11 protein-coding genes and 1 pseudogene are annotated in these 16,744 nt (G+C 46.7%); 1 reads left to right on the forward strand and 11 read right to left on the reverse strand.

Going from position 1 to position 16,744, the window contains the following annotated elements:
- The first annotated feature begins 418 nt into the window (after window positions 1-418).
- On the forward strand, window positions 419-1,141 hold the full coding sequence (locus VZ94_RS02260; protein WP_045777998.1) for a hypothetical protein: 723 nt from the start codon (window positions 419-421) through the stop codon (window positions 1,139-1,141).
- A 255-nt stretch (window positions 1,142-1,396) separates the two neighbouring features.
- Here VZ94_RS02260 and VZ94_RS02265 read toward each other — a convergent pair whose 3' ends face one another.
- From VZ94_RS02265 to VZ94_RS22060, 11 genes and pseudogenes are all read right to left on the reverse strand, one after another.
- The gene (locus VZ94_RS02265) at window positions 1,397-2,488 is read right to left on the reverse strand and encodes a MupA/Atu3671 family FMN-dependent luciferase-like monooxygenase (protein WP_045777999.1); all 1,092 of its coding nucleotides are present in this window, start codon (window positions 2,486-2,488) and stop codon (window positions 1,397-1,399) included.
- Complete coding sequence (locus VZ94_RS02270; protein ID WP_045778000.1) at window positions 2,485-3,192, reverse strand: acyl carrier protein; 708 nt, start codon at window positions 3,190-3,192, stop codon at window positions 2,485-2,487. Before VZ94_RS02270 ends, VZ94_RS02265 begins: the two co-directional genes overlap by 4 nt.
- Window positions 3,167-5,305, reverse strand: a complete 2,139-nt coding sequence (locus VZ94_RS22030; protein WP_052700127.1) for a KR domain-containing protein — start codon at window positions 5,303-5,305, stop codon at window positions 3,167-3,169. Before VZ94_RS22030 ends, VZ94_RS02270 begins: the two co-directional genes overlap by 26 nt.
- The gene (locus VZ94_RS22035; RefSeq protein WP_052700128.1) at window positions 5,289-5,861 is read right to left on the reverse strand and encodes a KS-MAT linker domain-containing protein; all 573 of its coding nucleotides are present in this window, start codon (window positions 5,859-5,861) and stop codon (window positions 5,289-5,291) included. The genes VZ94_RS22030 and VZ94_RS22035 overlap by 17 nt, the downstream gene beginning before the upstream one ends.
- A gap of 16 nt (window positions 5,862-5,877) precedes the next feature.
- Window positions 5,878-7,254, reverse strand: coding sequence for a type I polyketide synthase (locus VZ94_RS22040; protein WP_052700129.1), 1,377 nt, complete (start codon window positions 7,252-7,254; stop codon window positions 5,878-5,880).
- Window positions 7,184-12,733, reverse strand: a complete 5,550-nt coding sequence (locus VZ94_RS02280; RefSeq protein WP_052700130.1) for a beta-ketoacyl synthase N-terminal-like domain-containing protein — start codon at window positions 12,731-12,733, stop codon at window positions 7,184-7,186. Before VZ94_RS02280 ends, VZ94_RS22040 begins: the two co-directional genes overlap by 71 nt.
- The gene (locus VZ94_RS22045) at window positions 12,657-14,786 is read right to left on the reverse strand and encodes a KS-MAT linker domain-containing protein (protein WP_052700131.1); all 2,130 of its coding nucleotides are present in this window, start codon (window positions 14,784-14,786) and stop codon (window positions 12,657-12,659) included. The genes VZ94_RS02280 and VZ94_RS22045 overlap by 77 nt, the downstream gene beginning before the upstream one ends.
- 19 nt (window positions 14,787-14,805) lie before the next feature.
- Window positions 14,806-15,171 carry a beta-ketoacyl [acyl carrier protein] synthase domain-containing protein gene (locus tag VZ94_RS30090; RefSeq protein ID WP_052700132.1) on the reverse strand — a complete coding sequence of 122 codons (366 nt, stop codon included), beginning with the start codon at window positions 15,169-15,171 and terminating at the stop codon, window positions 14,806-14,808.
- Entirely contained in the window at window positions 15,161-15,316 is a 156-nt protein-coding gene (locus VZ94_RS32625; protein ID WP_369126291.1) for a beta-ketoacyl synthase N-terminal-like domain-containing protein, read from the reverse strand. The genes VZ94_RS30090 and VZ94_RS32625 overlap by 11 nt, the downstream gene beginning before the upstream one ends.
- Window positions 15,270-15,905, reverse strand: a pseudogene (locus VZ94_RS30095) (acyl carrier protein); the annotation flags it as partial. The gene VZ94_RS32625 and the pseudogene VZ94_RS30095, both read right to left, overlap by 47 nt.
- Entirely contained in the window at window positions 15,841-16,557 is a 717-nt protein-coding gene (locus VZ94_RS22060; protein WP_052700134.1) for a GNAT family N-acetyltransferase, read from the reverse strand. The pseudogene VZ94_RS30095 and the gene VZ94_RS22060, both read right to left, overlap by 65 nt.
- Between the last annotated feature and the right edge of the window lie 187 nt (window positions 16,558-16,744).

Below are 16,744 nucleotides of genomic sequence, written 5' to 3' on the forward strand. Positions count from 1 at the left end.
ACTCGACAGATGCGCTTCGTACCTCAGCGCATCCTATATCTAAACCTAATTTCTCGTTCCCACGCTCTGCGTCACTGCCATTAGGTTAATAAATTTTATAGGATATGCCGACGAAAAGAGGCGCATCAATCGTGTGAAGAGTCGACAGATAGGGGTAGAGAAGATTTCTCTCTTCTCCCTCCGAACCTTGCGTGCAGCTCTCCTGCACACAACTCTCCGGTTAGTTGTTTCCGCATCAAAAAACCATACAACAGTTCTTACCCTCCTGGTAATTGTTCCTAATTGACAAGGCCAAAAGTCACTGCTCGCGTTTGCTCGCTCGCTTAGACTTTATTCGTCTGCAATTCACCCTAAAAGATAGCCGGGGAATTTCAGCCAATAAACGCCTCATTGCAACAATAAAACTGGAGATAACACCATGAAAAGCAAGCAATATAAAATATATGCAATCACTGCCTTAGTCGCTACACTGGCCTTGTTCAGCAGCCAAAATTCTTTAGCCGCGCTGAAGGATACTCTTGATGACACTTATGTCCCTTTACCTGATGCTTGTGCAAATAGCACTGAGATGACAGAAGCTAAAGCAATAGGCCGCTCGACCATTTACTCACCTACTCGCGATTATTCCGGTGGTATAGAAAATGGTGTTTATTATCCTATAGGAGGATTCAGCCCAGCGCCGCTTTTTTCGACAAGTTTTAAAACAGTTTCTGAGCCTAGTTCTTGTGTATTAGTGAATTTAAGTGTGAATGCTCAGCCAAACGATAATGCCATGGTGTTTCAAGTCAGAGTCGACGGCAAGCCTATGAATGGGCATTGGAATTCTAAAGATTTTTTTATTAGTCTCGGCTATCCAATAGCTTCATCATTTAATTCACCCATTATTTGGCTGCCTAATGTTGTTGAAAATGGTTTTTTTGCTGGTATTGACCCGCCACACATGGCATCGTTCATGTTTTTTGCAAGCGTGGGCCCAGGTACGCATCAAGTAGAAGTTCTTACTGCTGGATGTTGCCACCAAGATATCGATACGCCAGCTGGAAAACCCGACGGGATTATTCGCTCTGCAACTTTAACCATTCAACATGGGCCTAGTGCAGAAAGAGCAGCAGCTGCTGCTACTCTAGCAACAAGACCTTAAATTTACCGGTCGTGTTTTCCTCGTTCCCATGCTCTGCGTCATTACCATTAAGTTAAAGAATTATCACGACATTTCAATGAGATAACTATAGGATATGCCGACGAAAGGAGGTGCATCAATCGTGTGAAGACTCGACAGATGCGCTTCGTACCTCAGCGCATCCTATATCTAAACCTAATAAATTTTTCGTAACACTAGGTGTTAATGGTTTTTTCTTAACTGTGGGCATTGACGCAGAGCGTGGGAACGAGAAAATTAACGGTAGTCATTAACCAACTCCGCCAAATACCTCAGCGAGTCGTAAACCACCGACTGTTCAACACCAAAATCCAATAAACACGCAATATCATTAACACCGGCTTTAATCGCCTCGTCCACAACGCGCCGACCGTCGCTAACCGTACCGAACAGCGCTCCGGTTTTAAAATAGCGCTGGTACGCATAATCTAACATTTTCGATTTTTCGTCTTCGCTAGGCGTAATACCGCCGGATTGCTGGACTGCGGCTTCTACATGGGCGTCGAGTGCGCTTTTAATGTAGTGTTTAAACGGTTGTTCTACCGCCTGTTGCACGGTTTCTAGCGAGGGTAGTAATAAGGTATGCAGCATTAACGTCACAATACCTGACGCCGGGTCTAATCCGGCTTCAGCCCGCGCTTGTCTATACAGCGTTATTTTTTTCGCCATCGCCTCGAGATTATTACCGTATAACATCGTAAACACGTTATAGCCTTGTCTACCTGCATGGATAAAGCCTTCATCATTTTGCGTGACTAATAACCAGACTGCGACGTCTTTTTGTACGGGTCTTGGATAGCAAGTAATAGGTATTAACTCACCGCCTGGCCCTGGAAACGCAACGGTTTCACCGCGCCATAAGCGTTGAATAACCGGAATGGTCTCGCTACATAGCTGCCGCCGGTCGTGGTAATGGTCAGGTGCTAAGATAAAATCCGCTTTATGCCAACCGGAGCCAAAGCCTAAATCCACCCTGCCCCCTGATAATACGTCATTCATCGCCCACCACTCGACGACTTCCGCCGGATGATGTAAAGGTAGCGAAATACCGGCGGTTCTAAAACGAATACGTTGGGTTTGCGGAATTAAATAAGCTGCGGCGACAGCCGAATTTGCATAAATCGAACCGAACTCATGAAAGTGACGCTCAGGCAAATACACGGCAGTAAAGCCTTCTCTATCGCCGAACAGTGTGAGTTCACGCATAAATGCATATTTTTCCGCATCGGTTAGCTCTTTTCTAACATCGGAAAAAAACAATAAACTAAAACTGATTGTTGCCGGTTGCGGCTTGCGCTGTAAACCTAATAGTTCAGCTACCGTCGTCATACGCTAGCCTCTTGGGTTTGTAAATGTGCGGCTAATGCAGTTATCGTCGCATAATCAATTAGCCAGCGTGGTTTAACCGGTTGCCCTAAACGCTTTTCTAAACGCGTCGCGAGTACCATCGCCGTAATCGAATCTAAGCCATAGTTTTGTAAAGGCTGAGCTGTATCGACCTGCTCTAGCTTTAATACCTCGATAACGGTGTCAGTGATTGTTTGCAATAACGCATTTTCTTGCCCAGACGTCGAGCCAAATTCATCTGGAAATATCAATGCATAAATACGCTGTATGAACTCCGGTGCTAAAGTTTTGAGTTCGTCTAAATCAATCAGCGCGGTTAATCGGCTAATGTCAAAGACCTGACCTTGGCGTTGCTCATATTCCCATTGGGGTAATTGGCTGATTAACGACTGTAGCTGTGGCGACTCTTTAGTGACATTGACAGTTAATAAAACAGGCTGTTGTTCAGCAAATGCAGTTGCATCGATAAATGCTGGGAAGACCCAACCACGCTGAGCACTCGCTAACACCGAAGCCAACAAATAACGCCCTTCACTATTGCTAAAGGTTTTCAAGCCTAGTGCAGCGAAAATCTCGTCAACGCGGTTACGCCTAGCCTCGCATAACCGCGTAATCGCGCCGGTTTGCCGCCAATCCGACCAAGAGACTGACAGATAAGGCTTACCACGCGCCGCATGATACGCCATAAAAAAAGTCTACATAAGCATTCGCCAACGCATAATCAGCCGCACCACGCGCGAGTCTGGGCATCACACCGGTTAACGAGGTCACCGCTAACATAAATTCTAGCTTATCGTGTTGGAATAATTGGTGTAGGTTTTGTATACCGGTTATTTTCGGCTCGAATACTGCGAGTGCGTTATTTAAATCTTTCTCGATAAACCCAGGTTTAGTCGCATCAGAATAAACACCGGCACAATGGATAACACCTTTAATTTCACCGAGTTCTTGTCTTATCGTCGTGAAATACTGTGTTAACGGGTCTAGCTCGGTTAACGGTATCGTCACTACTCGACTATTAGGTACTTTTGCCAGCACGCGTTGTAGCGCAAGCAGTTTATTTTTCAGTGCTGCATCCGAAGTTTCGAGAATAATACGTGACCAATCGGATGGTGGCGGTAATGGTGTCACACCTAACAACACAAAATGTTTAGCACCTTGCTCAGCTAAAAATTCTGCTAATTCCAAACCAATACCACGCGTTGCGCCGGTAATCACATAAACACCGGTTGGCGATAGTGTGAGTCTAGGCGACTTAGGCAAGGGTTGCTCTGTAAGTAAATAAGGCACATAACGTTGACCAGCGCGATAACACAGCTCGGTATGCTCAGAATCAGCCGCGCACTCAGCCATGATGTGTTGCCATAATGCATGAGCGTCTTGCCAAAGCTTGGCATCTATATCGATATGTTTAGCCTGAACATGTCGATATTCGGCGCTAAGTATTTTAACCAACCCCGCCCAGCTAGCACCGGCTAAGCTAGGGCTTGAATTTTGGTAAGTTTGTAAGCCTAAGGTTAAATAAACCAGTTTTAACGCGGGGCTATGAGCAATTAAATTCTGATAAAACAACCATTTGTAACCCGGCTCGCCACTATGTTGTTGAGGCTCAAGAAAACAATCACTTAAATCAATGACAAAGCGAATATCTTGATAGCTTGCCACATCGACATGAAGCGGCTGCTTATTGTCCACTACAATAACCCGTTGCGCTGACGCAGTGACGCCTAACCAGGTGTTGACGATAGCGAGTGACTCTGAATTAACTAGATACAAGCCTTGACTCGCGGTAAATACAGCGGAGTGCTCTGTAAGCGCCAAAGGCTGCCAACGTTTAGCAATAAAATAACCGGATGCTTGGTTAATTATCATTGAGTTATCGTTGCTACACTCTGCCTGGGAATGCAATTCTGGCCAGTTCTCGTTCCCACGCTCTGCGTGGGAATGCAGCTCAGGCGTTACGGTTTCGAGTCCTGCAGCAACCTGCCGTTTAGTTTTTAACCAACGCTGCTGTTGCCGGTAAGCAATTTGTGTGACCCCCGGTGTTAATGGCAACCCTACGTTATAAGCCAATAACTCACTGAATAACACTTGCATAGCGGATTGCTCCGATAGATTGGCTATATCGACAATATGCCACACATGAGAGGTGTTGAAGGCTTGCTCGCAAAGTGTTTGCGGGTTTGTATCGGTAACGCATAACACCTGTACCGGTTGTGTGCAGTGTGTTAACACATCAAACAACGCTGAACGAGTACTAGCACAATCAATCAACAATACCAGCGGATACGCCGTGTCTTTAATGCTTTGCTTGGCTAAGTAATAGCTTAAGGTTAACTCAACATTAACACCGGTTGCACTATTGAGTTGACTGACGAATGCTTGATAATCAGCTTGTTGCTCGACATCAGCGACGATTGCCAAACAGCGTAAACGACTGATTAATGCAACACGTTGCGTCCAATCATAGTTAGGCAGCGGCGCGGGCTGCCAATCCGCTAGCGAAGCTGTTGCTGGTTTTTTAGCAGGCCAATACGGTTTTAACGCAAACGGATGACCAGGAACATTAGATAAGCGCGTAATGACACGATTAGCATAACAACGCCGCCAATCAACCACGGCACCGTTGACCCAATGCTGAGCTAATTCGCGTTGGTCATTGGTGTTGTTACCCATACTAACCGATTGGCTACCGTCAACCTGACCATAAAAACAAGCGAGATGTTTAGACTGGGGCTGTTGACAAAAAGCGATTAAACCTTGTTTTAATTGGTCAATATTGCTAGCGATAACGGCCAAAACGCTGGTTAAACTCGGCGCGTCCCATTTGCAGCGTATACGCTAATGCCGTTAAATCGAGGTTTGCTTCAGCGTTTAGATAGTCATATAAATTTTTTGCATAATCAATGAGTTGATTGAAGGATTTAGCCGATAACACAAAGGCTAACGGCTGCTGAACAGCGTCTATCGATGTGGGTGTAGCCGGGTAATCACTAAAAACAACATGCGCATTGCTGCCACTAAAACCAAACGAACTCACCGCCGCATAACGAGGCTCAGAACTTTTAGGCCACGCCCTACCCTGGTCGTTAATATAAAACGGCGTGTTTTCTAACTTAATATGCTCGTTAAGCTGTTGATAATGAATCGTAGGTGGAATGTAGTGCTGTTGTAGCGCCAGCAAAACTTTAAGCGAACTCGCAATGCCGGCTGCTGTTGCGGTATGACCGATATTGCTTTTGACTGAACCTAATGCACAGTACTGTTTGCGCTGTACCCCACTAAAAGCTGTGCGTAAACCATCGATTTCTATCGGGTCGCCTAGCTGTGTACCGGTACCATGCGCTTCTAACATCGTAATCCTTTCAGGGTTAAGCTGAAAAACGCTGTTGCACTTGTTTGATTAAATCGGCTTGTGCCTCAGGATTAGGTGCGGTAATGCCGTTGGTTTTACCATCTTGGTTGACGCCCCAACCACGAACTACGCCGATAATCGGGTCACCGTCGCGTTCAGCCTCGTCTAAGCGCTTCAACAAGACCGCGCCCACACCCTCGCCCGGTACAAAACCATTGGCACGACTATCAAATGCATAGCAACGACCATCGGGAGACAACATGCCGGATTGACTCATTTTAACGTGAATTTCAGGCCCTGTTATCACATACACGCCGCCGGCGATGGCTAAATCACAATGGCCTAATAACAGGCTATCACAGGCTTGAGCGAGCGCGACTAACGCTGATGAACATGCCGTATCTATCGCTAAACAAGGACCTTTTAAATTTAGATAATAGGCAATACGCGCCGGTAATAACGCGGGCGACTCGCCCAATAACGCAGACGCTGTTAAGCCTTGCTCATCTAATAACTTCGCGTAATCGCCTTCTTCGCAACCAACAAATACACCACAAGCTTGACCCGATAACGTCAACGGGTTAATGCCGGCATTTTCAATGCACTGCCAGCTTGCCATTAAGAATAAGCGTTGCTGCGGGTCCATTAATTCCGCTTCAAACGGTGAAATATTAAAAAACAACGGATCAAATAATGCCGCCGTGGTTAACACGCCCATGCGTGGACAAACCGTTTTGCCCGGCTTTTGTCGGTCTGGATGGTAATACGCGTGTAGGTCAAACCGCTCGGCAGGAATCTCAATCACACAATCGTTACCTTCAGCCAGATGCTGCCAATAAGCGGCTAAGTTTTCCGCTTGCGGGAATTGTCCGGCCATACCAATCACAGCTATCGCAGGGGGTGTTGGTTTATCGGGTTTTGTTGTATTAGTTACAACCGGCGGTGCGGTTTGAGTAGAAAAGACACGCATTAACTGAGGCGTGAGTTTCACTTCGGTGGGTATAGGTTCAACGGGCGTAGCGTGCTCATTATCAGATTCAAGTGTTAATACACTGTCTTGGCCACAGCTTGCACACACAAACGCCGTAAATGCCCGTAAATTGGGATGACTATAAATACTGGTTGCACCTAAGTCTAAGCCAAATTGCTTATTGATTTTGCGAATCCATGTTACCGCGCTAATTGAATCCATACCTAAATCGATAAACGCCGCGTGGTCATCAACTTGCTCAGCAACTAAATAGAGTTCAGCCGCTAGTGTTTGCCGTAACTGCGTCAATACGTCATCGCTTGCCAGTGTCGGTAAAGCGGTCGGTTTAAGATTAACCAACCCAGCGATAAACTCGGCAAACGCTGTGAGCTGCGGATAACGATAAATCAACGTTGCTTCCAATTGAACGCCAAAAACGTTTGTTTAATTTCCGAATCCAGGTTACCGCACTGATTGAGTCCATGCCTAAGTCGATAAAGACTGCCGTTGCGTCAATCGCATCGGGCTTTAAATACAACTCTTCTGCTAAACTCGCACGCAACTCATTAAACAACTCATTACTGCTAGGTTTAGGCGTTGCAGGCTGAGCTTTTAACCCATAACTGGGAGTGCGGTTATTAGCGTCGCTTAAGCTTTGGGCAAAATGCTGGCTAATCTTGGCAATAACCTCAGGATTATGCACAAAGGTTTTATCATGCATAGCCAGTTCTTCAGCAAATACGGTAAACAATTGTTGCCGCAACTCCTGCACGCGTTGCTGCTTTTCGGCGATTAAACGCGCACGCGGCATTTGGCATAATGCGGCAGCTATCGCTAATGCACTTGGCAAAACGCGTTCTCTAGGTAAAACCCTTTGGCTAATACCGCGTTGTTTTAACTCATGACCGGTATAGGTTTGCGCTGAATATAAAATCTCAAAGCTGAACGCCTTACCTAACTTTTGCGGAAAAATCAGGGTAGAGCCAGCACCCGGTGTGAAGCCATAGCGTAAATAAGGACTTTGATAACGGCTTTCTTCACTGAATAGGCTGACATCGCAATACAGCCCCATCGCCCAACCAGCACCAATGGCATGGCCTTGCATTGCGGCAAGCACCGGCAGCTCGCAAAACAACGGTGCGCAATAACTTTGTTCATCGGTAAATTTCGCTAGCCCTTGTTGTATTGCTAACAAGCCTTGCTGCGTACCCCCACAGGCAAAATACTGCTCGAAACCGGTTAACACCACGACCTTATCACACTGAGCTTCAGCAATATCAGCAAACGCCATTAACACGCCATCGACAAACTCAGGCGTAAAGGTATTTTTAGCGCGTTTATCGGCCAGTGTTATCAACGCAATGCCGTTATCATAGCGGCACAAACTCACCACTTCAGAGGCTAACGCTACAGGTTTTGCACCCCCTAATTCAGACAAAACAACATGGCTAGCTAACACGGTATCAGTCTTAATTAACGCTAAAGGCCAATCAGCACTAAGAACAACATCCGTTCGTTGCCTAAAATGTTGCTGAATAAAATGCTGGGTTAACGTGGTTAATGCTAAGCGCGACACGTCAGCGATAATGACCGCTAAGGTTAACGCTTGCTCTACCGAACTCGCTGTTAACCAAACGAGTTTGGGTAAGCGTTGAGTTAACAAGCTAAACGCTCGCGGCTCAACCACAATCACCGGCACCGATAATTGAGTTAATAAATCACTAAGGCGTTGAATAGCAGTGTTATTTTCCAAGACAGGTAAACCCGATAACACCAATACTTTGATATTTTCAGCGTCGGTCAGCAAAAACTGCACGGCATCGATAAATAAAGACTCAACGTTAAAGCCATCGGCTGCCGTTGATATAGCCAACTGATAAATCCCTTGGCCTTGATTAATCACCTCAATAATCGCGGTAGCCCGTTCATCGTTGCTATGCTCTGTGTGGGAATGCAGCCTGACTTGCTGTGTGTTTGATAACTCAGAGTGGCTAAGCATTTGCGGTAACGGTGTTAATTGCCGTAAACCACGCGTAAGCGCAGCGTTAAACTGCGTAGGCACAGCAGACACAGCTGTTAGCGTGATACCCGATGGTTTGCTCAACGTGTTCGATACAAGGCTAGTCGTAACCGGCTGCGATAATTGAACATTAGGTATGGCGTGTTGAACGGCGGTGGTAGTTTCAACTAATTTTGGTTTAACCGCTTGCACGCTCGGCAAACGGTGTTCTTGTCGCGCAAACGGATACGTTGGCAAGCTAATACGTTTAGGTTTAACCGGTTCGTGCTGATAAAACGCAGACCAATCAACCTTTAATCCCTGTGTCCATAAAGTTAATAACTTATCAAAACGCTGATGGGCAAACCATTGCGCTAAGGTTTGTTCAATACCCGGCTCGTCCGACAAGACTTGAATTACCGATTTATGCGCTTGGCTACTGCCAACATAATAGTCAGCCTCAGACTCGGCTAAAAACGCACGCAATTTCTCTAGCGCTTCTGTCGTTGATGCCGCTGTGAAGGCTAAGCGTTCCGTCATCGCTTCGCGGCCTATTTGCAAGGTATAAGCCAGCTCCGCTAAACACACAGCACGGTGACATTCGATAAACTGGCACAGCTGTTCAGCATACGCGGTTAATCGGTCTTTATTTTTAGCCGATAACACCAGTGCAACGACTGGTTTTACTAGCGTTTGCCTAGATTGGGCTTGATACTCTTCTAATACTATATGCGCATTAGCTCCGCCTGCACCAAACGACGATACACCAGCAATACGGGGTTGCTCAACACCGTTTAGCACCGGTTGCGTCCAATCGCTTAATTGCCTAGCTAACGTAAACGGCGTATTGGCAAAGTCAATCAGCGGATTAAGCGAGTCAGCATGAAGACTGGGTACAATTTGACTATGCTGTAATTGCAACACGGTTTTAATCACACCCGCGACACCGGCCGCTGCTTCTAAATGGCCGATATTCGATTTCACCGAACCTAAAGCGCAAAAACCTTTATCGCTGGTATCTTCGCTAAACGCTTGGGTTAATGCCGTCATTTCAATCGGGTCGCCTAATTCGGTACCGGTACCATGCGCTTCGATATAACTGACGGCGCGGGCATTAACACCGGCTTTATTTAACGCAGACTGGATTAATTCGGCTTGTGCTAAAGGGTTAGGTACGGTGTAACCATTGGTTTTACCGCCATGATTGATATGGGTTGCACGAATCTTTGCGTAAATCAGGTCGTCATCGACTAACGCATCTGACCAGCGTTTTAACACCAGCACCGCCACGCCTTCACCGGGTACAAAACCGTTTGCTCCGGCCGCAAAACTTTTACAACGACCGTCTTTAGACAACATGCGTTGTGCGCTTAACCACACATAATTAGACGGATGCTGATAAATATTGACACCGCCGACTATTGCCAAATCACACTCATGGTTTAATAACGATTGGCTGGCCTGATGAATCGCCGTCAACGACGATGAACACATAGTATCGACCGGCACACTAGGCCCGCGCAGATTTAAAAAATACGATAAGCGATTCGCGACGGAACTAAACGACGTATGCGGATAAAGCGTTTTACCCGCTTGCCATAATTCAGGACCAAATAAATCAAAGCCGGTGCGCGTAATACCGGCAAACACGCCGACTTGCTGACGGTAATGCTGTTGCAACTGGTCGCGGGTAATGCCGGCATCTTCTAACGCTGACCACGCCGTTTGTAAAAATAACCGTTCTTGCGGGTCTATGGTCATCGCTTCTTTAGGCGAAATATTAAAAAACTGCGCGTCGAAAGCGTCGATATTGTCTATAAATCCGCCCCAACGACAATAGCTTTTACCTTGTTCTATCGCTTGCTCAATATCGGCTAAATAGAAATCGTCTATGGCCCAACGCTGTTTAGGCACTTCGGTAATCGCATCGCCTCCGCTTTGCAATAACTGCCAAAAGGCTTCTACCGTATCAGCCCCCGGAAAACGGCAACTCATGCCAATAATCGCAATCGCCTCAGACTCGGAGGTTAGCTTTTTAGGCGCTGGTTTGGCTTGAATGGTTGGAGTCACTGTCGTATTAGTGGGCGTACTCGCTGGATTGGACGCCAGCAAATCGGCCGCTTGCGCCGGGTAATGCTTAACGCAATACTCAGCCAACGCCGCGACCGTTTGGCATTCAAATAACACTGTGCGGCTAATCTCAGCAAAAACCTCGCGTAAACGATTGGTCATTTGCACGATTAAAATAGAATCAATACCGTAAGCTTCTAAGGCTTCGTTAGTATCTATCGCGTCTACCCGCATACGCAAAACGGCGGCTACAATAGTTTTAATCTTTGCCGTCACAGTGGTTAAAACCGCTGCTGTCGTCTGTGTGGATTCTGCTGTCATGGTGACCGATTCTGCTGGAGATTGAGTTAAAACCGAAACTGATGGCGTTACGATAAGACCGTCACTAAGCGACGCGAATACTTGTTGCCCTAAACCAACGGCGTCTGGCGTGATTTGACAGGCTTGCTTAAAACCTTGCTGATTTAATACGGTTAACCAACGCTGCGCTAATAAAATCGGCGCGTTAGGCGCCCGCAAGACATCATCAGCGCTTAACCACCAGCCTTCTAATAAACCAAACGTGAGTTGGGCATATAACGAAGGCGTCGTTATTTCATTCAGTAACAATAAGCCTTTGCCGCGTAACAAGGTTTTAGCATGAGCTAATGTTTGGCGAATATCGCGCGTCGCATGTAATACATTAGTGGCAATCACCACATCATAAGCATAAGACGCAAAACCTTGGTTTCCCGGCGGCTGTTCTATATCTAAACGCTGAGTCACTAAAAACGGATAATCGGCGGCAAAGCGTTCTTGGCCTAAAAACAGAAAAGCTTTAGAGACATCGGTATAACAATACTCGGCAATAACGTCACGGTAGTCATTAAGCCTAGCTAATACGCGAGTCGTTGTACCACCTGTGCCTGCGCCTATTTCCAGAATCCGCAGTGTCCGGCCTGGCGTTTGGGTCTGGATAAACTTAACCAAGGTTTCAGCCAATACCGCATTAAAATAATCCGACACGCGATTGTTTTGATAAATACCATCGACTAACACCATGCTAGCACCAGGAAACATGACATCGGTGGCCACACATTTTCCAGCCAGTATGTCAGGCAACGCACGCATACAGGTCTCGACTAGGGCTAGCGCCGCTGTTAAATCAGACGCATAGCCCTGTTGGGCAAGCGTTTGCTGCCAGTGTTGCCAAACCTGCTCTAATGTTTTTGCCGTAGATACCTGCCCAGTTAACCAGTGTTGACTCGCCGCTAGCCAACGCGCCAAGTAACCTTGAGGTTTTAGTTGTTTAAAGTTTAAAACCTGCGCTAAATCCGCTAATAACCTGATTAAGTCTTGCTCTAATTGACTATGCTGGAAAATCGATGATGGGCTAAGGTTTGCGAGTGTTGCTGCTGATTCCGACTTAACCCATTCAGCCAGTTGAATGCTCGCATGGTGAACTTGGTCGTCATGATAATAGCTTAACGAGGCGTCTAACCACGGCAGCGTATCGGGATAAAGTGTTTTAACTAAGGCCAGTTGCCTATGAGGTTCAGCGATTAAACTAGCCAACGCAGGCATTGCATCATCCATTGTTAATGGCCTAATCCCGCTTAACGCCAATCGAGTTTTGCTCGCATCGCTTAATCGTGCGCCCGTGCCGATAGCGCAGTGGCCTAAATTAAGCGTTTTAACCGGATAACGATGGGATTCGCTTAGCGCTAGCGCATCGACAAACGCACAACCGGCCGCATAACCACTTAAACCGCCGGTCTTATCTAAGGCAACCGTTGATGACAGGAATAGCAGAAAATCTAGTTCTTCTTCGGCACATACAGTTAATAAATGCATCGAGGTCGTTATTTTCGCCGCCAATACCGAGCGAAAAATGCGCTTCTGACATGGTGGTTAAACTGTCATCGAATTCAGCCGTTGCCGCATGAATCACGCCATTTATAACCGGGAAACGTGCTTTTATCGTTTGATATGCCTGGGTTAGCGACGCTAGCTCGGTCGCATCGGCACTGATATACCAAGGTTTAGGGCCTAACTGGCTTAAACGATTTAAACGCTGTTCAAGTTCGGCGTCAATAGGCCGCCGCCCTAACCAAATAAGTTGGGCTTGATAATGCGTAATGACATACTCTGACCATGCTGTAGCAACGCCGCCAGCACCGCCTAAGACCACATAAACACCACGTTGCTTATAAACCGGCGCGCTATCTGGCCCAGCTCTCAAAGGGATAAAAACCCGTTGAAACCATTGACCTGTCCTGAACGCCAAGCTATCCGTGGTACTCAACTCAACATTCAACAGCTCCTGTACCGGGATAGTCACCCCATGTTCCAAATCGAATAACCGTATTCGCCAAGCCGGAAATTCTTTCGCGATAACACCGGCTAGCGCATGAATTCCTGCATGAGCTGGCTGTACCGCTTCAGACGCGAACACGGCTTGGGTTTGTGTAGTGACTAAGGTTACTATCAGTTCTTTTTCTGCCCTGCCTTGGGCAATCAGGGTTTTAACCAGTTTAAACACGGTTAACACGCCTTGTTCTTGCGCAGCGATAGTATCAACAGCCAGACTACTAGGTGCAAACCACAGCAAATGACAAAGCGAGCTAGGGTTATTAACACTTACCTCGCTTAATGACACAAATACCGCCTTGTCATCAACTTGACGAATAAGCGCTTGCATGTCACGCTCAGCATCTAACACGATGAGCTGTTCAGCAAAACGCATTGTCGTTTTAACCTCATGGTGCTGCCACACGGGTGCTAACACTAACGGTTGAGGCTGGTATTCAGTGATAGCATCTTGCTCAGGTATTGGTGTACCTGGTAACCAATAACGCTGTTTCGCAAATGGATACGTCGGTAAACTCACGCATTGTGGTTTTCTGTCAGGATAGAGCGCTAACCAGGTTATGTTTGCGCCTAAAGCCCATAACAACGCGAGTTTATCGAGGTTACCCTCGCTTAAAGCCGAGGCTATCGTCGTCTCGGTGCTGTCATAGTGTTCAGGTCGGCTGGTTTTATAATGAGAATAATAAACGCCGTCTTGCGTAACAGCTTGCTGAAACTGCCTGAGCTTAGAAATTAACTCCTGCTTGTCTTTCACATGCATCGCTAAACGATGCGCCATCGCTACCCGACCCGTTTGCAACGTAAAACAGAGTTGGCTTAAGCTAACCGCTATGCTTTCAGCGCTAGTTAGCCATGCCAAATAGCATTCAACATATCGACTTAAGGCTTCAGCCGTTTTTGCTGATAGCACAAACACCGCATCAGAGCGCCAGTCCTGTTCATGCACTGTCGCAGGATATTCGGTTACCACGACATGGGCATTAGCCCCACCTGAACCAAAACTACTGACACCGGCCACTCGACCATAACTATTGGCTAACCATGCCTGTTTCTCCGTCGTTAAATAAAACGGCGTATTGTCTAACTCGATATGTGGATTTAACTGTTGAAAATGCAATAACGCAGGTAACTGCTTATGTTCTAGGCATAACACTGTTTTTAATAAGCCTACAATACCGGCCGCCGCCTCTAAATGACCTAGCTGGGTTTTAACAGCCCCTAAACCGCAAAGTTTTTCGGAGCTAATACCATCATCGGCAAAAGCTTGTTTTATGCCTTGTACCTCAATCGGGTCGCCTAGCGCCGTACCAGTACCATGCGTTTCTACATAACTGAGTACACGAGGTTGAATACCTGCATCACGCCAAGCCGCTTGCAACAAGCGTGCTTGCTGCTCAGGATTTGGCACAGTCACACCAGCCGCCATACCGCCATGATTGGTTGCCGAGCCTGTTAACAAGGCGTGAATTCTATTGTTATTGGCGATTGCTACTGACAAGGGTGCTAATAACAAGACCACAGCACCTTCGCTACGCACATAACCATTGGCACGCGCGTCAAAAGGTTTTACAACAACCGTCTGGCGCTAACATACCTGCTTCACCATACGCGATACTATTAGCCGGATGTAAGATTAAATTAACACCACCGACTAAAGCCCGTTGACATTCACCGGCCCGTAACGCTTTTATCGCTTGATGCACTGCGACTAACGAACTTGAACACGCCGTATCCAGCGTTAAACTCGGCCCATGCCAATCAAAAAAATACGAAATACGATTCGCTAATAACGCCGCCGACGCGCCCGTGCTGTAATGTGCTGCGCTCTCTAATGCGGATTGTTCTAATAACCTGGCATAATCAGAGCTACTCGCTCCGATAAACACGCCGGTATCAGTGTTGTTAACCTCGCTAGCCGCCAAACCGGCGTTTTCTAAACGCGGCCCAGCTTAATTCCAATAATAAACGCTGCTGAGGGTCCATTAACTCGGCTTCTGCAGCGGAAACCCGAAAAAAAAGGCGCGTCAAAACAAGCGACATCATCGATAAATCCGCCGTGATTAACATAGTGTGACCCAGTCTGTAACCACTTGCGGTCTTGTTGGTCTAGCTCGCTTAACGCCATGGATGGCGTGTAGTAGAGCATTGCAGGAGCAATTGCCGAAAGCGCAGAGTGTTGATTGATTAATAACTGCCAAAACGCTTCGGGTGAATCAACATGACCGGGTAACCGGCAAGCCATACCGATAATCGCAATCGGTTCTTTGGTGGGCGCGGATTGCTGAGATAAGCGCTCTGACGTCGGCTTTGGGTGATTTGACAACGACAAGGCATAGCTTAAATAAGCAATAATTTTTGCTGCCGTGTTGTATTGGAAAAAAAATACAGGTGGTAAGTTAACGGCGAATTGTGAAGTAATACGCTCATTCAGTTGTAATAAATCTGCTGAATCCAAGCCCATTTCCATTAGTGGGCGCTCTTGGCTAAAAGCCGCCTGTTTAGCTGTACCCAACCCAGCTAGTATTAATTCATGCACATGCTGAGTTAACGCATCTAAAGACATGTTATTGACATTGTTGACCGCACTATAGTCAACACGCTGAGGACGGCGTTTTAAGTAAGTCATAATGAATAATAATTCCGGCACGTTGCTCATTATTCACCGTCAATCGGTAATCAGTAATCACACCTGCCAGGCTAGCGCCGTGTGCTTGATGGAAGCGCAAGATAGGATCGATTAAAAAACCACGGTCATCCTTATACTGCAGATAATCTGTGAGTGTCATAGCGCTAGGTTTAATCCCGGCTTTGACTAACGATACGGCAACAACACTGTTAACCCCCATTAGGCCCACGTATTGCAACATGAACTCTAACAACTCATCACCTAATCCGCGTTGTTGACTATCTGGCTTAATATTGACGGCTAATAACTGCACAATAGCGCCGTTGTCCTGATGTAACGCTTCAACAGAAGCCATCGTATGATGTGACAATCCATCTACGTCATTAATACGCTGCGAATAAATTACACCGACCACAGCATCATCTAACACAACAACTAATTGCCCGGTGGGATTGACTTGTAAACGCCGCTGAATAGTTTCGGCAGATGCTTGTAAAGGCTTTAACCAACACTGTTGCTCTAATGCGACTAGCTCAGCTAAATCGGCAGGTTGCGCCGGTCTAATCTTATACGCCCTAACACTCATGACTAAAGACTTAGGGTTAGCTCGTGCGGTATTTAAATCAAATTCTAGCGGAAATAAGCCTTGAGCTGCGGCTGTTAACAACGCCTCGCATGACATGTAAAACTCCTTTAACTAACGCCTAGCGTCTAATTGTATTCGTGGTCTATGAAGATAAGCGCTACACACTTGAGCAGGGACAGGGTATTTAGGGTGCAGGTGTTGGCAGCAGGGATGCTGTCACCAAGCCTACAGGGATGTATTTACGGCGTCCTGCACCCTGAATACTCTGTCCCGCCTTACGTTG

The organism is Methylocucumis oryzae, assembly GCF_000963695.1.
Classification (GTDB): Bacteria; Pseudomonadota; Gammaproteobacteria; order Methylococcales; family Methylomonadaceae; genus Methylovulum; species Methylovulum oryzae.

Coding starts and splice junctions, on each gene's coding strand:
- VZ94_RS02280 (WP_052700130.1), bottom strand. CDS start 12,733: ATGCATTTATTAACTGTATGTGCCGAAGAAGAACTAGATTTTCTGCTA.
- VZ94_RS02265 (WP_045777999.1), bottom strand. CDS start 2,488: ATGACGACGGTAGCTGAACTATTAGGTTTACAGCGCAAGCCGCAACCG.
- VZ94_RS22060 (WP_052700134.1), bottom strand. CDS start 16,557: ATGTCATGCGAGGCGTTGTTAACAGCCGCAGCTCAAGGCTTATTTCCG.
- VZ94_RS22035 (WP_052700128.1), bottom strand. CDS start 5,861: ATGTTAGAAGCGCATGGTACCGGTACACAGCTAGGCGACCCGATAGAA.
- VZ94_RS32625 (WP_369126291.1), bottom strand. CDS start 15,316: ATGTTAATCACGGCGGATTTATCGATGATGTCGCTTGTTTTGACGCGC.
- VZ94_RS02260 (WP_045777998.1), top strand. CDS start 419: ATGAAAAGCAAGCAATATAAAATATATGCAATCACTGCCTTAGTCGCT.
- VZ94_RS02270 (WP_045778000.1), bottom strand. CDS start 3,192: ATGGCGTATCATGCGGCGCGTGGTAAGCCTTATCTGTCAGTCTCTTGG.